Raw genomic sequence first — 20,868 nt, 5'->3', positions numbered from 1 at the left:
GATTACTTCTCAACCGTAATAACAGCTTTGCCTTTGTAAAAACCACAAGAAGCACAAACTGTATGAGGAATAAAAGCTTGCTTGCAATTACTGCACACCGCAGCGGAACATGCTTTCTTTGCATGGTGACTTCTGCGGATGTTCTTTCTAGCATTGCTATGACGATTACGTGGTACTGCCATTCCTAACTTCTCCTATAGACTGCAGATAGCTACCCTCCCCAATAAGGAAGTCTGGGGATCCCCAGGATTCAAAGAGCGATGCATTTTGTGGAACGACTCCCCAAAATATACCGCGACAGACAAGGGGACACCCCCTCTCTTCGCAGTGAAAACGTATACCAGGAAGACTTGCTCTCTATTCTTCTCCCGGCGAACACGAAAGTATATTAGAGAAAAAGGTTTTTGGGAAGCCGAAGGTTTTTTTTCTCTCTCTAAAGAGTTACGTCCCGCCTTTTTTCAAAAAGTTTTTGATAAACTCTCTTGCAGGACATCCTCCTTCCTGGCACTCCTGAAAACGATCCCCCTCTAACAATAACTCATCCCGAATCAAATCACGGCAATCAAACACCCCCGATCTCTCATCTGAACAATGAATCAATTGTTGAATCACGATGCCCTGTACTGGCCATTCAACAGGAGCATCACAAATCCTACAGCGAAGAGAAAGTATCGTAGAAATTTCTAAGGACAAAAACCACTGCTCTCCACTTACCATTTCTAGACTCCCCCGAATTTCCACAGGGGAACACATACCCTCTTCTTCCGAATCGCAAAATACCTGAGGTGGGATCGAAGCATGAATATCTTCTCTATCCCCTGGAAATTTTAATCGATGAAGATAAAATTTTACGTTATCGTCTTTTCTCAATTAGCCTTCCGCGTCTTTCAACTTTCATTCTTAAATTATAATTCTTCCAAATATCTTACCGCGAAACTCTTATCGATACAAAAGGTTTTCCCCATACTTCCCCTAACAAATAGGTTGCTTCTAGACAAAAATAGGGGTTATGAAAATAAGTTTTTAAAAAAAGTGTTTGCAGCATAAGGAACAGCCTTCTTATCCTGTCGCTGAGCAACGAAACACAAGGAAAGCGGATTGCCAACAAGAATAAGAGTTGGCAGTTGTCACTATAGAAATCACAATAAAAGAAACAAATCAGTTTCTAAATTAAACTATTCAACAACAAGCATTTTTGTAGAATTTTTTACCTAATCGACTTATAATCCGCCTTCTGCTTAATAAATTTTAAAATAACTCCCCATCCTCGGAATCAGGTGAGGACTCCTGTAGAGCGCAGAGCATTTAGGAACGCCATGGAAAACGATATCTTACTAAATATAGAGTCTAAAGAGATTCGTTACGCGCATTTAAAAAATGGCCAATTGTTTGATCTGATCATTGAAAGAAAAAAAATTCGCCAGTTAAAAGGGAACATATATAGAGGTCGCGTAACTAACATTTTACGAAACATTCAATCCGCTTTCATTAACATAGATGAGCGGGAGAATGGCTTTATTCATATCTCGGACGTATTAGAGAATTCTAAAAAATTCGAACAGATGTTCGATATAGATTCTGATGCAGATCACGCGGAACCCCAGCCAGAAGAAACCTCCGAAGCTCCTATAGAAGAGCTACTCAAACTTGACAGTCCCGTACTTGTTCAGGTAGTGAAGGAACCTATAGGGACGAAAGGAGCTCGACTCACTTCTAATATTTCAATCCCTGGACGCTACTTAGTCCTTCTACCGAATTCCCCTCACCGAGGTGTTTCTCGTAAGATTGAAGACCCTCTGATGCGAGATCAACTCAAACAGTTAATTCGCTCTTTTGAAATGCCCCAAAATATGGGTCTTATCTGTCGGACTGCGAGTATCTCCGCTTCAACAGAGACTCTAATTAACGAGGCTCAGAATCTCTTGAATACTTGGCAAAGTATCCTAGAGAAATTTTATTCTCCAGATCATCCTTCTCTTCTCTACGAAGAGACAGATATTCTGAAAAAAGCTGTGATGACTTGTGTGGATAAGAGCTACAAGCGTTTGTTAATAGACGATTACGCGACCTATCAAAAATGCAAACGCTTATTGGGTAAATATTCTCCAGACACGACTGTAAAGATTGAGTATTATCGCGATTCGGTTCCAATGTTCGAACGCTTTAATATTGAGAAAGAAATCGATCGCGCTACCAAGAGAAAAATCTGGCTGTCTAGCGGAGGATATCTCTTCTTTGACAAAACAGAAGCTATGCACACGATCGATGTGAACTCTGGACGTAGCACACAGCTGGAAAATGGAGTCGAAGAGACTCTAGTGCAAATTAATTTAGAAGCCGCAGAAGAAATTGCTAGACAACTGCGTCTAAGAAATATTGGCGGACTTGTGATCATAGATTTTATCGATATGAAATCACGCAAGAATCAGCGTCGTGTTTTGGAAAGATTAAAAGAGCACATGAAATATGATGCTGCGCGCTGTACAATCTTGAGCATGAGTGAATTTGGGTTAGTAGAAATGACTCGCCAGAGAAATCGTGAGTCACTAATGCAGACCCTATTTACCACCTGTCCATATTGTAATGGGAACGCGATCATCAAAACCTCTGAAAGTATCCTCATAGAAATTGAGCGTGACCTGAAGAAAATTATTAAACACAAAGAGCACACGAACTTGTGTTTGGTCGTTCATCCGGAAATCGCCCACTATATGAAACAAGAGCAGGACGATGTCGAACTCATTCGCTTGGCTAAGCAATTGAAAGCTAAGCTACAAATCAATACGTCCGATTCTATCCATCTTAACCACTACCAATTTTTCTCATTGATTACAGGAGAAGGAATTGAGTTATAAATAGGTGTGTTGATGCATTTTTCAAACTGTTTATATCAGGCTTTTGAAGATCAGCTTTTACCAGAGCCTTTGTACCAAAAGTTTCAAATTTGCTATCAAACCTACATCGAGGCTGCATCTAAAAAATGCTCCGCTGAGAAAGCGGAAGCTCTTTGTTCTCAATGGCTTAAGGTCATTATTGATGACCTTAAGAATCCTATTATTTTCCCTCCCTACCACAAAAAAATTCGCTCGCCAATTGATCTTTACCAATTTGGCATCGACTTTTTTTCTGCGCTGATTGACGACCAAAAATCACAAATTCTACATCCTGAGCGATTGGATCAGATTCAAGAATATATCCAAGCTGGACACAACGTAGTGCTGTTAGCTAACCACCAGACAGAATCAGACCCCCAGCTCATGTACTGCTTACTCGGAGCCTCCTATCCGCAACTCATGGAAAACATGATCTTTGTTGCAGGGGATCGGATCACTTCAGATCCTCTAGCGCGACCTTTTAGCATGGGATGCGATCTTCTGTGTATTTATTCAAAAAGACACATCAATCACCCTCCAGAACTGAAAGAAGAAAAGCTCATGCATAACCAAAAAAGCATGAGAACATTAAAAATGCTTCTTAGCGAAGGAGGGAAATTCTTTTATGTTGCTCCTTCCGGAGGAAGAGATCGTAAAAATCTTCAAGGAGAATTGTACCCTGCAGAATTTCATCCTGACAGTGTAGAGATGTTCCGCCTCCTTGCCAAAAGCTCCGGGAAAACGACTCATTTCTTCCCTTTAGCAATGAAAACCTATGATATTCTTCCTCCGCCTCCGACAATAGAGGAAGCGATCGGAGAACATCGCGTGATCTCATTTGCCCCCGTTGCTTTTAACTTTGGAGACGAACTGTTGCTCGATGAGCTTTGTTCTTCCGAAGAAGCTGATATACATGATAAACACGCCCTACGTGCTTTAAGAGCCTCTCGTGCCTTCTCTATCGTGACTGATCTCTACAAAGAAATCTAACTTGACGAACCCTCTGGCCTTTTGATAAAAGCCTCAACCCGGTGGTTGCGAAATAAATGGACAACCACCCTCCTGTTATCAATGACCCTACCAATGACCCCAAAAATATGAAGCGTTCCCTATCCCTATTACTTCTTTGCATTCCTTCTTTTCTAACTGCTTGCTCGAAATCCTTTCAAACGATTCGAGATGAAAACCCTTTGACTATTTTGACCCCTGCATTAGCAGATCAAAAAATTGCTAAAATTCTATGCCCTAACGGACTCTCTATCATGATTGTATCCTCCCCTCATGCTGCTGAGTCCGGAGCCGCTTTAGTTGTCAAAACAGGAAATAATGCAGATCCTGTCGAGTTCCCAGGCTTAGCCCATTTTACAGAACACTGTGTGTTCCTCGGGAATGAAAAATATCCCGAGCCCTCAGGATTTCCTGCCTTCCTAAGCACACATGGGGGTATCTATAACGCATTTACTTACCCAGATAAAACCTGCTTCCTATTCTCCGTAAACAATGCAGATTTAGATAATGCTCTGGATCAGTTTGTACATCTCTTTATCCAACCTCTCTTCCGCCAAGAAGATTTAAACAAAGAAGTTCATGCTGTTGAGCAAGAATTTGCGATGCATCCAACTAAAGATTCTCGTCGTATGCATCGTATTCAACAACTTATAGCTCCTAAAAATCACCCATTAAAACGCTTTGGCTGCGGCAATCTCTCTACCCTCAACTCCGTCACTACTCAAGATATGCAAACATGGTTTGCCACTCACTACTCTCCAGAAAATATGGCAGCAATTGTTTACACTACAGCTCCGTTGGACACCGCAGTGCCGTATATCGCGTCCCTATTCTCTGAAATCCCTATATCTGCACAGTACACACCACAAAAACCGTTTCCAAAGACACAGGATACTACAGCTCTTAATAAACTGTTCATCAATAAGGCTGTCGAACCTTCTCCACAACTAGCTATTTACTGGCATTTTTATGATGCTCCACAGTCCTTACAAGGATGGGCTCAGTCACTGATTTCTATTTTATCTAGTGAAAAAGAAAATAGTCTTGTTGCTTTACTCAAAAAAGAACAGCTCATTACTGAGATGGAAGCAGAACTTTACAGCACTTCTCATAATACACAAGATTTTGAAATTCTTTATAAACTCACCAATAAGGGGGAACGCGAATATCAAAGAGTTTTGCAGCTAACTTTTGCTTTTCTTGATTATGTTCGTCATGAACGACTTCCTGCCTACTCCTTGCCAGAGATACAGAAAATCAACTCTTTAGAATATACTTACAGCACGCAAACCGAGTTATTCTCGACACTATCACGAATGGTCCCCAATTTTACTTCTGAACCATTAGCAACATACCCTTATCGCTCTCTTGTCTATCCAGAATACTCCCAAGAAGATGAACAAACCTTTGCTACATTTTTAGCAGACCCTCAACAGGCACGTTATATCTTATCTGCTACCCTACCGAGTTCTTGGGAGAATGCAGATGAATTCTATGATCCCATCTTTGACGACACTTTCTATGAAAAACCCTTAGATTTCACACCTATACAGGACTCCTCCTCCTTAGGATTTGCTTTTCCGAATCCCAATAAATTTATTCCTCAAACAGTCCAATTATTATCTCAAAAGAAACAACACGAAGGGTTTGCTTTTTCTCCGCAGCTGACCTATGATCAAAATGCGATCACTTTATATACTTGTGAAGACTCTTTCTATACGATTCCTAAAATGGCTATGGAGTTGCGCATCCGTTCTCCTCAAATTCAACGAACAGATGCGCGTTCTTTAGTATTACGAGACCTATATAGTCTACTAGCTAATGAAACATTAATAAAACGTTATGACGATGCTTTAAAAGCTGGAATGACTTTTGCAGTATCTCCTGGAGCGACAGGGGTTGATCTTTCTCTTTTAGGATATACTGAGACCTCTCCTGTTCTTATCAATGCTTTGCTGTCTTCTTTACGAGATCTTCCTGTGGAAGAAAGTCTGTTTCTATATTACAAAGATCAGCTATCAGAACAATATCAGAAGAATCTTATTGCCTGCCCTATGAGAGCTGGTCTCAATAAACTATACTCTCAGATTCTTGTTGATACCGTTTCCTTAGAAGATAAGCTCAATACTTTAAACACCCTCTCCTACGAAGAGTTTGCGAACTTCACGAATAAACTACTCCAAGAACTAGCTGTAGAATCTTTAGCACTAGGAACGCTCTCGACTCAAGATCTCTCCAATTTATTATCGACCCTCTCTAACTTTGCAGAAGCTTCGTCTCCTTATGCTGCTCCTAGCTATTATCCTCAAAGAAAACCTCTCTCTTCTACAAAGCTTTCGTTCCAATATCCTCTCTCTGGAAATGGTATGCTGCTGCTCGAACAAAACGAAGATCCCCATCAATATAAGGACTCTGTAGCTACTAGTATGTTGTTATCTTGGATCCATAACTTGTACTTCTCTGATTTACGTACAGAGCAACAACTTGGGTATATGGTAGGTTCTAAATATCTGGAATTCGCAGAAACTCCTTGTGGACTTTTCTATATTCGATCCAATAACTATTCTCCTGAGGAGCTTGTGCATAGAACACAACTCTTTATACAAAAGATTGCTACTGATCCAGAATCTGCAGGCTTGTCCGAAGAGATCTTTGAACAGCTTCGAGAAACATATATCCAGTCCATATTGCTTCCAAGTTCCACACCTTTAGCTATGGCGAAAAAATTATTCTCTATAGCTTTTGAAACGAAAAAACAGGATTTTTCTCGCCCAGACCAAAAAATAGCTGCTGCCCGTTCTATGGATTACAGCTATTTCAAAAAGTACTGTGAAGAATTTTTGAGTCAAAAGTTTGGCCCAGAAATCCAACTCCTCGTCTATGGAGCCAACTCGTCTCAGGAAAAATAACATTCTTGTACTTACATTTTCTCGGATGAAGAGGTTCCTCATCCGAGAAAAACCTCTTGCTTCTTTATGTGCATCCGAAATAGTGATAGAGAGCTAGGAGTGAGCTAGCTATTACCCTTTAATAACAAGCCTCCCTCTAGTGTGATAAAGACGATAGCCCTCTATCTTGTGAGTTTCTATGATTTTACCCCATTACTCCTCAGGATTACGCATCGGGTCAGCGATTCTATTTTTTTCTGCGGTGATTCATACCTTTTTTACACCATGGTTAACACGATTATACGAAGAGTCTCAGCATAAAAAGATGATTTTTCCAGAACGCTGGCGTCAGTACCTTTGGTTAAGTGAGCTTCTGCGCATCGTTAGTCGCGTTGAACTGGTCTTCGTTCTTTGGGCGATTCCGCTATTCTGTCTATTTTTATATACAGAAGGCTATCGCATAACCATGGCCTATTTCGATAGCCGAAACTATGTCTTCTCCCTTTTTATTATCGCTATGCTGATTCTCCTTGAATCGCGACCTATCGAATACTTTTCTCAGAGAGTCTTTGCAACGATCGCAAAAATAGGGAAACAATCCCCCATTTGTTGGTGGTGGACCATTATGATTGCAGCACCGCTATCCGCTTTTTTCCTTAAAGAATCCGGAGCGATGATTATTGCAGCTACACTATTGTCTAAACAGTTTTACAAATTCTCTCCTTCTCCCAAGTTTTGCTATGCAACTATGGGATTATTATTTTCCAATATTTCGATCAGCGGTTTAACTTCTTCATTTTCTTCAAGAGCTTTACTGACTATTCTTCCAGAAATTAAATGGACAAACAGCTTCATTATCAGTCATTTTTGTTGGAAAGTAATTCTTGCTATTCTGGTTTCTACAACAATTTTTTTCTGTTTATTCCGAAAAGAATTTAAAAAGTTCCCTAAAACCATCCCCAGTACAACTATGATGAATGATCGCCTTCCTTCGTGGATTATTTTCATTCATGTTGTTCTTGTTGGTTGTGTGATTCTCAGCCGCGCAATCCCCTTATTTTTAGGATTTTTATTTATTTTCTACTTAGGGTTTCAGCGATTCACGATTTTTTACCAACATCCTATCAAAACAGCAAAAGTCTGTTTCGTAGGATTGTTCTATGTTGGAGTAGTGATATTTGGAGAACTTCAGGAATGGTGGATGCTTGAGCTCATGCACGGCATGTCAGATTTAGGCTATATGATGACCTCATATATGTTTTCAATCTTCTTAGACAATGCTCTGGTGAATCATATCGTTCACAATTTACCTATGGCAAATGATTGTTATCTTTACCTAGTTTTGGTTGGAAGTATGTCTGCAGGAGGGCTCACTTTAGTGTCTAATATGCCCAATATTGTTGGATACCTTATTCTGCGACCAACTTTCCCGCACTCTGACATCTCTTTAATTAAATTATTTTTATCAGCATTGTTACCTTCTCTTATATCTCTGAGTATATTTTGGCTCTTTAGAGCTGTTCCACCGTTTATGTTTTGCTTGTTCCGCTAACAAAAAGAAGTATTTTTGTCCCCCTTTAAAAGGGCTCTGTAGGGGGCAGAGCTGTTTTTTTCTATCGAAAAAAATCAAGTATTTTTGTACTAGGGATACAACAGCGCAGGATTTATAAGGAGCTGGAATATGCAACACACAATTATGCTGTCTTTAGAGAACGATAATGATAAGCTTGCTTCTATGATGGATCGAGTTGTTGCTGCGTCATCAAGCATTCTTTCTGCTTCCAAAGATTCTGAGTCCAATAGACAGTTTACTATTTCTAAAGCTCCGGATAAAGAAGCTCCTTGCAGAGTATCTTATGTAGCTGCAAGTGCACTTTCAGAATAGATGCTATACCAAGCTGTAGGATCTCTTCGTATCGGAGAAGTCAATAATCCTCCGCTTAACGTTACTGCTCTTTGTATCTGAGCTGCATAAGAAAGGTCTTTCTCTAAGATTTCTGGGTAACGGACAAATAAGGTTGCCCCTGATCCCGTTAGCCCTATATACACAGGAAGTTCCGCCCACAGGCTTTCTAGCCAATGTTTCTTTTCTTTCAAATCTAAGCGCAACCGAAAAACAGGCTTTTCTAAGTCATTTTGCGTATACTCTAAATTTTTTCTGGAGGAACAGTCCGAAGGTTGTACGGCGGCAAAAGCCCGACTAGTGAGAACTCCTTCACTAGAAAAATACAAAACATATCTATCTGAAACACTCTCTTCTAGAGCTATTATTTTCTCCCCACGGGCCACTCCTAAGGCTGCTCCTGTAGAAAAGAAAAAAGGAGTATCCACGCCAAGCTGTTCGGCTAAGGAACGCATTTCCTCATCAGATAGTCCTGTTTTGAAGATTTGGTTTAAAGCAAACAATGCAGTTGCTGCATTACTACTCCCTCCTGCAAGACCTGCTCCAACAGGGATCTGTTTGACTACACGCCAACTAACAGGCGTTGTAATGCCTGTGTACCGACGGAAAAGCGCCACACTTTTCCATATAGAATTACTAGGCGTTTCAAGATGACAAGCATTAATTACTTGGAGAGAATCGCGAGAGCTTATTGATAAGGAGAGTTGATCCCCAAAGGCTATCGCTTGATAGCGTGTGACTATTTCGTGAAAATCATCTTCCCGCCTGCCAAGTATCTGCAAAAAGAGATTAAGCTTTGCTGGAGAAAGAAAGTGCATAATTAAAAAATAAAAAAAAGAGGTGGGGAAGAAAAGAATCTCTTCCCCCAACAAACAAAAAGTTTAACCTTCTTGTTCTTCTGCGCTTTGGAGTTCTTTTTGTTCAATGATTTCGTGATCAGCACGAACTTCCAAATGAAGATCCGCAGTCACGCCTTCTTTTAATTTCAGTCCAACTACGTGTCTTCCGAGATTCTTAATACCGCTATGAGAGCGAGGGAAATTCTTACGTGTAAGAACAACACCTTGTTGCTCAGCAGCACTAATCATATCATTCACGGTTACGGAACCGTACATATTATTCTCAGAATCTACACGAACTTGGAAATCCAAAACGATGCTTCTAAGCATCTCTGCCAAACGAAGAGACTCTTCTTTATCGGCCGCAGCTTGCAGCAAACGCTGCTCTTGCAACTTTGCTTGCAAACGGAGAGTTCCAGCGCTAGCAACCACTGCCTTCCCTTTAGGGAGCAGGTAGTTTCTAACGTATCCGGGCTTAGCGACAACAAGATCGCCGGAACGCCCTAAGCCATCGACATCCTCTAATAAAAGTAATTGTGGTTTCATCCGTTATTCTTCCTTTAAGTTTAATCTTCTCCTACGAAAGGCAAAAGCCCTACATGTCGAGCTCTCTTAACAGCTTGAGCAAGCAGCGCTTGGAAGCGAGAAGAAACCCCCGTAATTCTTCTTGGAAGAATCTTTCCTCTTTCCGTAATAAACCTTTTTAGAGTGGTAACGTCCTTGTAATCGATGGTCTTCCAACCCGCGGAAACAAAAGGACATTTCTTAGCGAAACGCTTCCTTCTGTGTTCATTATGAACAGGTCTATTCATACGTTCTCCTTGACTATTATTCTGGCAATGTAGCGAATTCTAAAACCTCTTTCACAGCGCTTGCTTTAAGAGTCATGAATCGAAGAAGATCTTCGTTTAAATGATACTCTCTCCACAACTCTGCGATAGCTTCTGGGGCTACTGTGAAATAAATAAAGTAGTAATAGCCTTCTCTAGCACCACGAATTGTGTAAGCTAACTTTTTGCGCCCCTGATCATGAATTTTCAGAACTTCGCCACCATAATTGGTGATCCCAGAAGTAACTTTTTCTAAAGCCTTACGTCTAGCGTCTTCACTTAACGTCACGCTAAAAACATAGGCTCCCTCATAAAGTTGGCCTGTTTTTTTTTTCATTAAAAACTCCTAAGCATTGACCTTGCTTCTTCCAATAACTAGAGATAGCTACTCTATAAGAAGCGCTTCCATGTTATCGAAACTGATTATTTTTCAGGAACTTTTTTTCAAAAAGTGAACAGTAAATCCCCGTCAGACTAACAACCTAGCCAAGGAAGGATTTCTTCTATCCCTTTTTCTAAAAAGTCATTTAATTTTTCTTTTTCATTCAAAGAAAAACTAGATAATACATAATCAGCAACCCCTTCAGCTCCAGGATACGAAGGCCTTCCTACCCCAAGACGTAGTTGCCAATAATGATTGGATTGCAGAATCTGCGTGGTATTCTTAATTCCATTGTGCCCACCAGAGCCACAATCTTGCCGAAAACGCACAAAACCGAATTCCCGATTGATGTCGTCTGCTACAACAAGAATATCTTCCATGGAAACATCGAAAAACTTCTTGGCAGCTAAGACAGCTTTACCAGTAAGATTGACATAAGTGGTGGGCTTCATAAGAACAACTGCCTCGCTTGAAATTTCTACCTTCGCAAACGAAGCATAAAGACGTGGGGCCTCACGAAAAGCCCCTAAAAAACGTGATGCTAGCGAGTCCAACAAAAGAAAACCTATGTTATGCCTTGTCCAGACATACTGTCGTCCAGGATTTCCTATGCCAACAACTAGCTTTACCATGATAATCTTATCGTCGTGCTACCGTTACAGCAACTTCTTTAAGAGAAGTGACAGGTCTAATTCCTTCAGGAATACAAATATCCGATAGTTTTAGGGTTTGAGAAAGCCCTAAGGACTGAACATCCAACTCCAAAAATGGAACAATATCTTTTGGCTTACAAACAACTCGGATGCAACGAATCACTTGTCTTAAAGATCCTCCTAATTTTACCCCAACACAATCTACCGTGTTGATGTAACGAATAGGAATATTCAACCGAACGTCGCGACCATCCACTAATTCTTCAAAATCGAGATGAATTACATCATAAGTCGTTACATGGTACTGAATATCTTTGACTAAAGCTTTGATTTCTCGTCCTTCATAAGAAAGCGTGAACACAGTAGAAGCTAAAGCCCCGCTTTCCAAAGTAGAAAGAAACTTACTGAAAACTCGCGCATCTACAACGATATTAGCTAAGCTTTTTCCCCCGGAATAAAGAACAGCAGGAATTCCACCTTGCTGACGAATTTTCTTAATAACAGACTTCTTATCAGTCTCACGACTTTGAACTACGAGTTCCATAAAATGCTATTCTCCATTACCTTGAGCTAAAAGGCCTTTGAATGGCCTTAGGGGCTTCTTTTCCCTCAACCGGATGAACGGTCCTACGCGCTATACCAGACGGCCTTAAAATGGCACATACGAAGAAATCCTCTCCAAGCAAGCGTCTACCATGGTACTTGCAGCCTCTGATTATTATCAAGCCTTCTGTTCCCTTAGATAGCCCCAATCGAAAATCTCTCCTATTCAATAAGAGATTCACATTAAACTAGACCTAAGGGGGAATAAAAGACAACTCTGGGGTGGAAGGATTCGAACCTCCGATGCGCGGTACCAAAAACCGCTGCCTTACCGCTTGGCCACACCCCAATGGAAGAGACCGAGTGTACCTCACAAAACCTTTTTATCGGTAGAGAAATTTCTCAAAAATCAAAGTTTTTTACATTTAAGGGGCATCTTACCACCACAACGACCTTCTATGAGCAGAAACTATCCATTAAATAAAAGTAATTAAATATAACAAAAACATCTTGATTATTTTTGTTAAAAGAAATAATTAATGAGTTTTATTTAATTAACGAAACGAAAAGCTTGCTAATGAAAATTATTCACACAGCTATCGAATTTGCTCCGGTAATCAAAGCCGGAGGCCTGGGAGACGCGCTATACGGACTAGCAAAAGCTTTAGCCGCTAATCACACAACGGAAGTGGTAATCCCTTTATACCCTAAATTATTTACTTTGCCCAAAGAACAAGATCTTTGCTCGATCCAAAAATTATCTTATTTTTTTGCTGGAGAGCAAGAAGCAACTGCTTTCTCCTACTTTTATGAAGGAATTAAAGTAACTCTATTCAAACTCGACACACAGCCAGAGTTATTCGAGAATGCGGAAACAATCTACACAAGCGATGATGCCTTCCGTTTTTGCGCTTTTTCTGCTGCTGCGGCCTCCTACATCCAAAAAGAAGGAGCCAATATCGTTCATTTACACGATTGGCATACAGGATTAGTTGCTGGACTACTCAAACAACAGCCCTGCTCTCAATTACAAAAGATTGTTCTTACCCTACATAATTTTGGTTATCGAGGCTATACAACACGAGAAATATTAGAAGCCTCCTCTTTGAATGAATTTTATATCAGCCAGTACCAACTATTTCGCGATCCACAAACTTGTGTGTTGCTAAAAGGAGCTTTATACTGTTCAGATTTCGTGACTACGGTTTCTCCTACATACGCCAAAGAAATTCTTGAAGATTATTCCGATTACGAAATTCACGATGCCATTACTGCTAGACAACATCATCTCCGCGGGATTTTAAATGGAATCGACACGACAATTTGGGGGCCTGAAACGGATCCCAATCTAGCGAAAAACTACACTAAAGAGCTTTTCGAGACCCCTTCAATTTTTTTTGAAGCTAAAGCCAAGAATAAAAAAGCCTTGTACGAAATATTAGGCCTCTCTTTAGAACACTCTCCTTGCGTGTGCATTATTTCTAGAATTGCTGAGCAGAAAGGTCCTCACTTTATGAAACAGGCCATTCTCCATGCACTAGAAAACGCTTACACGCTCATTATTATAGGTACCTGCTACGGGAATCAATTGCATGAAGAATTTGCAAATCTTCAAGAATCATTAGCGAATTCCCCTAATGTAAGGATTCTTTTGACTTATAGTGATGTGCTGGCACGACAAATTTTCGCCGCTGCAGATATGATCTGCATTCCTTCTATGTTTGAACCATGTGGACTCACACAAATGATTGGAATGCGTTACGGGACTGTACCGTTAGTAAGAGCTACAGGAGGACTAGCAGATACTGTAGCAAATGGAATCAATGGATTTTCCTTCTTTAATCCGCATGACTTCTATGAATTCCGAAACATGCTTTCGGAAGCAGTGACAACCTACCGTACCAACCACGACAAGTGGCAACATATTGTACGTGCTTGTCTAGATTTTTCTTCAGACCTAGAAACTGCCGCCAATAAATATTTAGAAATTTATAAACAATAAACTTCCCTATGACTCGCCATCCGGCGAGTCATTTTTCTGTAATAAGTGACTTTTATTCACCCAAATATACTCAACTCCAGAGCAAATAGAATAAAAGGCTACTAAAGACACTATCACTGTTGAGAAAAACTCTAAATCGTCTGTGGAGATAATGCCTTTTGCACAAAGGAACATCGAGAAAATGATGAAAAAGAAGCTAATAGCTTGAAGAATAGCTTTTAACTTCCCACTCATCCTAGCAGCTAATACTTGTCCCCTACTAGCGCATAGCGTACGCAAAGTGCTAATAACGGAATCTCGAGCTAAGAAAATAAACACAAGTATGAGAGGAAGATTCACGGGAGGTTGTGTGAACGTGAGGTACAGCGAAATACGGTATACACTATCAGCCATGGGATCTAGAAGTTTTCCCAGATCTGTTACCTGGGAAAACTTTCTCGCAATATATCCATCTACAGCATCCGTGATTTCCGTAATGATCAGCAAAAAGAGGAGAACATAAGGCAGGAATGCGGCAGACAACCCGAACCACCGACCTTTTAAGTAAAGAATCATAAAAATCGGTGTGATAAATAGACGAAAAACTGTCAGGAAGTTTGGTAAGCTCACTCTCATCTGTTCCCCAAGAAATCTTTTTTGAATTCCCAAGTCTAGTGCTTTACACCAGATATTTTCTTTTTGAAAAAGTCAGCGCCACATGTTATGATCTATCCGGCTCCTTCTCTCCTCCTCTCTGTAAAAACGGCAAAAATCCCTCTCGTGACTGCTCACTTTCTTAGTTCTCTCATTCTTAGCATTTCTAGAATTTATCGCCAGTCTTTCCCATCTATATTTGGAATAAATACATTCTAAATCCTTTTTCAAAAAACTTAGCACTAGTTCTCTCTATTGCAATATCGATTTCTCTTATAAACAGGGCATTTCTCGCCTTGTTCAATTAATACAGCTTCCACTAGTATGTTCCTCTAGGAATATCAAGGATTTCTTAATCCTTGTTCTGCAGAGCCCGGCTCCTATTTCAAGCCGTATTCCGTGTCCGTAAGGCTCTTCTTTTTCTCAGATATCCAGGAGTTTTTATGTCCTCACAACCTTTAACTCTTCAAGCCATGATGGCAGCTATTCTAAACTTTTGGAGCGAACAAGGCTGCATCATTCATCAAGGATATGATTTAGAAGTTGGAGCCGGGACATTTAACCCAGCAACCTTTCTGCAATCTTTAGGCCCAGAACCTTTTAGAACAGCTTATATCGAACCTTCTCGGCGCCCGCAAGATGGTCGTTATGGACAACACCCTAATCGATTACAAAAGTACCACCAGTTACAGGTGATCCTCAAACCTGTCCCTGAAAATTTTCTTTCCCTTTACTTAGAATCTCTCAAAGTCATCGGATTAAATTTAGTAGATCATGACATCCGTTTCGTTCACGATGACTGGGAAAATCCTACTATTGGAGCTTGGGGGCTAGGCTGGGAAGTATGGTTAAATGGTATGGAAATTACACAACTGACCTACTTCCAAGCTGTAGGAAGTAAACCTTTAGATGCAATTAGCGGCGAAATTACTTATGGTGTTGAGCGAATCGCTATATATCTTCAGAAAAAGAACTCCGTCTACGATGTGATGTGGAATGATTCTCTTACTTATGGAGACATCACACAGTATGCAGAACAGGCCTGGAGCCAATACAATTTTGAGACTGCCAACACTACCATGTGGTTGAAACATTTTGATGACTTCTCTGCAGAAGCATTGGCAACTCTAGACCAAGGCCTCCCTCTCCCAGCATATGATTTCGTCATCAAAGCTTCCCATGCCTTTAATATGCTAGATTCCCGAGGGGTAATTTCTGTGACAGAACGCACGCGGTATATTGCCAAGATACGGCAACTAGCACGAGCTGCTGCAGATAAGTATGTGGCATGGCGGGAGTCATTAGGGTTTCCTCTCCTTAAAACTCCTCCTTCCACACCAACAGTAACACCAAAGAAAATCCCAACAATTTGCCAGCCAGAAGACTTTCTGCTCGAAATTGGAAGCGAGGAGTTGCCAGCGACCTTTGTCCCTACTGGAATTCAACAACTCGAATCGCTCGCAAAGAAACTCCTTGCCGACCATGGCATTGCTTACAAACATCTCGAAGTATTAGGCACTCCACGACGATTGGCATTGTGCATAGAAGGTCTTAGTCATGTAACGATTCGTCCGGAATCTGAGAAAAAAGGCCCCCCTCTTTCCTTATTATTTATGACAGATGGCTCCGTGTCTCCTCAAGGAGAACAATTCTTCTCCTCACATGGATTATCGATCTCTCACCGAAGTGCTTTGGATCAACCTTCTGCGATTTGGCGTGTTCGTTCTATCAATGGTACCGATTACCTATTTCTTGTTATTCCAGAAGAACGCAAAGAAACTGCAGCCATTCTTGTTAATGAGCTCCCTCAATTGATTCGATCTATCCGTTTCCCCCAAAAAATGACCTGGGATAATGGTGGCGTGGAATATGCTCGCCCTATTCGCTGGTTGGTTGCGCTATATGGGGATCAAATTCTCCCTATATCTTTAGGATTCGTATCATCAGGCAATACTTCTTGGGGACATCGTCAGCTGGACAATCGTCAATTGACGATCCCATCCAGCAACATGTATGTCGATACGTTGCGTAGTGCTTGTGTTATCGTGTCACAAAAAGAACGTCGGGCAATCATTAAACAAGGGCTGCAGAATTTGACAGGGGATCAAATCGTGGCGATTGCTCCTGAACACCTCATTGACGAAACAGTCTTCCTTACAGAGCATCCGTTTGTTATTAGTGCGCAATTTGACCCAGCTTTTTGTTCTCTTCCTAAAGAACTACTAATAGCTGAAATGATTCAGCATCAACGGTACTTCCCAACACAAAATATGCAAGGAGAAATCACCAATCGATTCTTAATCGTGTGTGATAATTCTCCTACAGACAGTATCGTTGAGGGCAATGAAAAAGCTTTAGCTCCACGACTTACGGATGGGAATTTCTTATTCAAACAAGATTTGCTTACCCCTCTTTCCTCATTCGTAGAGAAACTTAAATCTGTCACCTATTTTGAATCCTTAGGTAGTTTAGCGGATAAAACTTCTCGTTTGAAGTTACACTTAGAAGAGGCTTATGCACTCCTCCCCTTATGCGCTAAAGAGGATATTGATACCGCTATACATTACTGCAAAGCAGATCTTGTATCTTCGGTTGTCAATGAATTCCCAGAACTACAGGGAATTATGGGAAGATATTACTTACAAAATGCTTCTCTATCCCGAGCAGCTGCATTAGCTATTGGAGAACATCTGCAACACATTACTTTAGGTTCCAGCATCTCCACTACAGGGGCTTTATTAAGTATTTTAGATAGAATAGATAACCTGCTCTCTTGCTTCATTCTAGGGCTTCTCCCCACCTCCTCTCATGATCCTTATGCCCTACGACGCCAGTCTTTGGAAATCCTTACTCTTCTCTACACCACTCAAAGCTCTGTAGATATAGAAGACTTATTTGCACGGCTTATTCGACACTTCCCGAGCTCTATTCCTAATACAGTATGGTCTCCAGAAGCAGTCTTAAGCAAACTCAATACATTTGTTTGGGGACGGTTGAGAACGATCTTATCCTCACTAGGATTTGATAAAGAGGTTATAGCAACAGTCCTTACAGATAACTGCCCTAAAAATCCTTTAACTATCATTCAAAGTGCTCAGTCTATCCAAGAACTGAAGAATACTCAGATACTGAAAACCATTGCTGCAATGCACAACAGGCTAAAGAAAATTCTTGCCTCACTATCCTTCTCCGTTACAGAGCAGATGTTTTCCTTACAATCTGCCGAAGATTTGTTATTCAAACAGGCTCTGGATCGTTTTGTAGAGGAAACTACTGCTTTACCAATAAGCTCGAAAGACTACTTACATCTATTGAAAGAGTTGGCACAAAGCACCGAACTCTTTTTAGACTCTGTGCGTGTCGCTAGCGATGATGAAAGCACTCGAAACCAACGTATTGCTCTGCTGATAGCAGCTCAAAAGTGTTTCGGTTTCTATGCTTGGGATGTTCTGTAAGAATAACAAGTTTCTTCCAGACAAAAAGAAAGCCTTCTCTTTTCACAAAGAGAAGGCCTTTTTTTATAAAGGTGGACTTAACTACTCAACAAATTCAGGATTTATTGACGGAATCTCGGTAATATCCATGATCTCTGCAGAAGAAGCCCCAATAGCTAAGGTAACAATCACAGGCTGTGATGGAAATGTTTGATCTGAGAAAGCTTCTAAGAACAACGCTATCTCGCCAACCATAGGATCTGGAACCGGAGGATAAATCAGTGGAACTGCTTCCCTCCTAGAAAGAACCACAAAATCAGCAAATGTGGATAGCAACGAACTTTCCATAGCATGGGCTGCATCAGCAAGAGTCTCGAAGGAATACCCAGAAGTATCTAACAATACTACTAAGGTGAGTTTCCCTTCGTCCCTTGCGTGTTCTAAACCCTCTGCATAGCTATAAAATACGCAGGTGTCCGCTACCTGACTACAGTCTTCCTCTGCTTCTTGTTGACACTGCTTATCCTCTGTTGAGAATGCCTCAGTCGCAGGAAGAACTAGTATCAGTGAGAATAAAGCTAACAAGAATCTCATGAGAGAACTCCTCTTCTACTAAAATAAGAATTTTGCGATCAAGGCTATCACAATGTAACAAAAATAGCTGCTTAAATTAAAAAAAACCGGGAAGAAATTCCCAGTCTATAGACTCTTGAAACTCAACTAAATATTTTCTTGAGAAGCGAGTAACCCTTCTAATTCCTGGCTCTGTAAATTTTGTAGTTCATTTAGAATATGGGCAGAGCCGTACCCCACCCCAGCACTTTTAGCAACTTCATGGGCAGAATCTAGTAGGGAAGCAACAGAGGAAGGACGTGCAGCGCCCACTCCAGCAGCTTCCGCAGCAACAAAACTCAATGTCTTAGGAGATGAAGCGGTCAAAGCTGCTCCACAAAACAAGGAGAAAGTAAATGCTGTTAGTAAAAAGTGAAGACTTCTCATAAAACCCAATAAATTGAGAACTAACGATCTAATATTCTATAACAAAAGAAACTAATAAGCAATATTGTTAAAACTTGATTAAGATTCTTATAATTAAGAAACTAAAGAAACCTTAACTCTCTCTCCGGAAAGACGAACATACTCTTGTAAAGAATCTAAACCTTTACCCGTCTGATGACATAGCTTACGCTTTTTGTCTCGCCAATGTTTGTCCAATAATTTCTGAATCGATTGAACAACAATGTCTCTCATAAGTTCGGTATTCATCCGTCTGGCAACAAGAAGAGTCATTGCTTCAGTACCAACAACTAAAGACATCATCTCGTCCATAGAGGGCAGTGTTTGCCGATCATTGTAGTGATTCATAGCCATAACAAATATAGCTCGATATTCTGCACAATGAAACTCTTCCGGAGAAAGATACTGCTTTACCGTTGCGGGGACAAACTCATCTTCGGGCTTAGCAAATAACAAACACCGTATCACGTCAGCTTCTAAAATCATCCTCGGAGAAATTTTTTTTGAAATTTTTCCTTCTGTAGAAGTTTGCTTAGACTCTGAGGAAGGTTCTTTTGCGGAGACCTTTTTCCCTTTGTCTTCAGCAGCAGACGTAATGGAAGAAAGATAGCTCAAAACAGCAGGTTCTGGAACCTTGACCAAAGAAGCCAACTGCCTCAAGTACTCATGAATGGTAATAGGACTTCCCCAACAACGCACCTGTTGAATTACCTCTTCGATTACTCGAGCTTTTTCTCTTGGAGTAAACTGTTCATAAGAATGAATCTTGTGCCAAACTAGAAAGGAAAGATAATCCTCTCCTCTATCGAGAAGCTCTCGTAACTCTTCAGGCCCTCGTTGCATTAAAAAAGAATCCGGATCTTGCCCAGAAGGAAGCCGACAGACTATAGCAGTAATCCCTGCAGCCTGACAAAGATCCCCAACACGTAACGATGCTTTTTCTCCAGCAGCATCCCCATCAAATAATAAATAAGCTTTTGATACTCCTAATTTAACTAACTCATGCACATGAGTCTCTGTGAAAGAAGTCCCTTGAGCAGCCAAAGTACAGTTGAAGCCAAAATCAATCATTTGCAAACAATCTGCCTGACCTTCAACTAAAATCACTCTCCGCTCTTTAGCGATGCGCTTACGAGAAAATTGTAACCCGTATAATACCCGAGATTTTTTAAATAAAATGGTCTCCGGGGAATTAATATATTTTCCACCACGCCCACCTTCTTTGAACCTCCGAGAAGAAAATCCAATGGTATAGCCTAAAGCATCTTGAATCGGGAACATGATTCTCTGAGCAAACAAAAACCAGTCTTTAGCGAGATACCCAGCCCACTCTAGCTGCTTCACAGAAATATTGCGCTCTTCCATCGCTTGAATAAACAATCTTTGCTCAGGAGCATAACCAATCTGAAAACGATCTATCGTATCGGGAGAAAACCCTCGCTTATATAAATAGGCCAAAGCCTCTTCCCCTTCCGGCAAATGTAATAAACAGTATTGAAAAAACCTTTCAGCTTCTCTGTTAATACGCCGAAGACTATCTTTAGAATCTTGCCCTGAGGTCTCTTTAGTTCTGACAACAAGATCAACATGAAACTTTTTCGCTAAGAAAAGTACCGCTTCAGAGAAAGAATATCCCTGCTGTTTCATAAGAAAATTAATGGTATCACCATGCTCTCCACATCCATAACAATGGTAGTGGCCTCTAGTTGGGTACACGATAAATGACGGTGTTTTCTCATCATGAAAAGGACAGCAAGCCTTGTAATCTGCACCGCTGCGCTTTAAATGTACGTATTCCCCCAAAACGCTAACAATATCAATACTATGTTTTAGAGTCTCTAAGCTCTCTTCTGTGTAATACAT

19 protein-coding genes and 1 tRNA gene are annotated in these 20,868 nt (G+C 40.7%); 7 read left to right on the top strand and 13 right to left on the bottom strand.

Annotated elements, in window-relative coordinates:
- Positions 1-2: 2 nt before the first annotated feature.
- Both rpmF and CTA_RS04425 read right to left on the bottom strand, forming a co-directional pair.
- Entirely contained in the window at positions 3-182 is a 180-nt protein-coding gene (gene rpmF, locus CTA_RS04430; RefSeq protein WP_009872193.1) for a 50S ribosomal protein L32, read from the bottom strand.
- A gap of 259 nt (positions 183-441) precedes the next feature.
- Positions 442-870 (bottom strand): hypothetical protein, encoded by a 429-nt coding sequence (locus tag CTA_RS04425; RefSeq protein WP_009872192.1) that lies wholly within the window; start codon positions 868-870, stop codon positions 442-444.
- A gap of 446 nt (positions 871-1,316) precedes the next feature.
- On the opposite strand from CTA_RS04425, the gene CTA_RS04420 reads away from it, so the two are divergent.
- The 5 genes from CTA_RS04420 (at position 1,317) to rbp7 (ending at position 8,654) form a co-directional block, all read left to right on the top strand.
- Positions 1,317-2,855, top strand: coding sequence for an Rne/Rng family ribonuclease (locus CTA_RS04420; RefSeq protein WP_011324876.1), 1,539 nt, complete (start codon positions 1,317-1,319; stop codon positions 2,853-2,855).
- Positions 2,856-2,867: 12 nt separating this feature from the next.
- The gene (locus tag CTA_RS04415; RefSeq protein WP_011324875.1) at positions 2,868-3,863 is read left to right on the top strand and encodes a 1-acyl-sn-glycerol-3-phosphate acyltransferase; all 996 of its coding nucleotides are present in this window, start codon (positions 2,868-2,870) and stop codon (positions 3,861-3,863) included.
- A 56-nt stretch (positions 3,864-3,919) separates the two neighbouring features.
- Positions 3,920-6,790, top strand: coding sequence for an insulinase family protein (locus CTA_RS04410; protein ID WP_011324874.1), 2,871 nt, complete (start codon positions 3,920-3,922; stop codon positions 6,788-6,790).
- A 178-nt stretch (positions 6,791-6,968) separates the two neighbouring features.
- The gene (locus CTA_RS04405) at positions 6,969-8,321 is read left to right on the top strand and encodes a putative Na+/H+ antiporter (protein ID WP_009872188.1); all 1,353 of its coding nucleotides are present in this window, start codon (positions 6,969-6,971) and stop codon (positions 8,319-8,321) included.
- Positions 8,322-8,450: 129 nt separating this feature from the next.
- Positions 8,451-8,654 (top strand): reticulate body protein Rbp-7, encoded by a 204-nt coding sequence (gene rbp7 / locus CTA_RS04400; protein WP_009872187.1) that lies wholly within the window; start codon positions 8,451-8,453, stop codon positions 8,652-8,654.
- Here the strand turns inward: rbp7 and ispE are convergent.
- The 7 genes from ispE to CTA_RS04365 all read right to left on the bottom strand — a co-directional run bounded on the left by ispE (position 8,624) and on the right by CTA_RS04365 (position 12,268).
- A complete protein-coding gene (gene ispE / locus CTA_RS04395; RefSeq protein ID WP_011324873.1) occupies positions 8,624-9,490 on the bottom strand; it encodes a 4-(cytidine 5'-diphospho)-2-C-methyl-D-erythritol kinase in 867 nt (288 codons plus the stop codon). The genes rbp7 and ispE overlap by 31 nt on opposite strands.
- A 63-nt stretch (positions 9,491-9,553) precedes the next feature.
- Entirely contained in the window at positions 9,554-10,057 is a 504-nt protein-coding gene (rplI, locus tag CTA_RS04390; RefSeq protein ID WP_009872185.1) for a 50S ribosomal protein L9, read from the bottom strand.
- Between the two features lie 20 nt (positions 10,058-10,077).
- Entirely contained in the window at positions 10,078-10,323 is a 246-nt protein-coding gene (gene rpsR, locus CTA_RS04385; protein ID WP_009872184.1) for a 30S ribosomal protein S18, read from the bottom strand.
- A 16-nt stretch (positions 10,324-10,339) separates the two neighbouring features.
- Positions 10,340-10,678 carry a 30S ribosomal protein S6 gene (gene rpsF / locus CTA_RS04380; protein ID WP_009872183.1) on the bottom strand — a complete coding sequence of 113 codons (339 nt, stop codon included), beginning with the start codon at positions 10,676-10,678 and terminating at the stop codon, positions 10,340-10,342.
- Between the two features lie 137 nt (positions 10,679-10,815).
- On the bottom strand, positions 10,816-11,355 hold the full coding sequence (pth, locus tag CTA_RS04375) for an aminoacyl-tRNA hydrolase (RefSeq protein ID WP_009873224.1): 540 nt from the start codon (positions 11,353-11,355) through the stop codon (positions 10,816-10,818).
- A 7-nt stretch (positions 11,356-11,362) separates the two neighbouring features.
- Positions 11,363-11,920 carry a 50S ribosomal protein L25/general stress protein Ctc gene (locus CTA_RS04370; protein ID WP_011324872.1) on the bottom strand — a complete coding sequence of 186 codons (558 nt, stop codon included), beginning with the start codon at positions 11,918-11,920 and terminating at the stop codon, positions 11,363-11,365.
- Positions 11,921-12,196: 276 nt separating this feature from the next.
- Positions 12,197-12,268 (bottom strand) — tRNA-Gln (locus CTA_RS04365).
- 228 nt (positions 12,269-12,496) lie between these two features.
- Between CTA_RS04365 and glgA the strand changes: the two genes are divergently transcribed.
- Positions 12,497-13,921, top strand: a complete 1,425-nt coding sequence (gene glgA, locus CTA_RS04360; protein WP_011324871.1) for a glycogen synthase GlgA — start codon at positions 12,497-12,499, stop codon at positions 13,919-13,921.
- Positions 13,922-13,927: 6 nt separating this feature from the next.
- On the opposite strand, the gene pgsA is transcribed toward glgA, so the two are convergent.
- Complete coding sequence (gene pgsA, locus CTA_RS04355; RefSeq protein WP_009872179.1) at positions 13,928-14,536, bottom strand: CDP-diacylglycerol--glycerol-3-phosphate 3-phosphatidyltransferase; 609 nt, start codon at positions 14,534-14,536, stop codon at positions 13,928-13,930.
- A gap of 461 nt (positions 14,537-14,997) precedes the next feature.
- Here pgsA and CTA_RS04350 point away from each other — a divergent pair, with 461 nt between their 5' ends.
- Entirely contained in the window at positions 14,998-18,009 is a 3,012-nt protein-coding gene (locus CTA_RS04350) for a glycine--tRNA ligase (RefSeq protein ID WP_011324870.1), read from the top strand.
- An 81-nt stretch (positions 18,010-18,090) separates the two neighbouring features.
- On the opposite strand, the gene CTA_RS04345 is transcribed toward CTA_RS04350, so the two are convergent.
- From CTA_RS04345 to dnaG, 3 genes are all read right to left on the bottom strand, one after another.
- Complete coding sequence (locus tag CTA_RS04345) at positions 18,091-18,582, bottom strand: hypothetical protein (RefSeq protein WP_009872177.1); 492 nt, start codon at positions 18,580-18,582, stop codon at positions 18,091-18,093.
- A 126-nt stretch (positions 18,583-18,708) separates the two neighbouring features.
- A complete protein-coding gene (locus CTA_RS04340; RefSeq protein ID WP_010725348.1) occupies positions 18,709-18,996 on the bottom strand; it encodes a hypothetical protein in 288 nt (95 codons plus the stop codon).
- A gap of 84 nt (positions 18,997-19,080) precedes the next feature.
- Positions 19,081-20,868: a DNA primase gene (gene dnaG, locus CTA_RS04335; RefSeq protein WP_011324869.1), complete on the bottom strand. Its 1,788-nt coding sequence runs from the start codon at positions 20,866-20,868 to the stop codon at positions 19,081-19,083.

Source organism: Chlamydia trachomatis A/HAR-13 (genome assembly GCF_000012125.1).
Classification (GTDB): Bacteria; Chlamydiota; Chlamydiia; order Chlamydiales; family Chlamydiaceae; genus Chlamydia; species Chlamydia trachomatis.
Note: the sequence above shows the minus strand (reverse complement) of the source record. Positions and strands in the feature narration are given on the sequence as shown.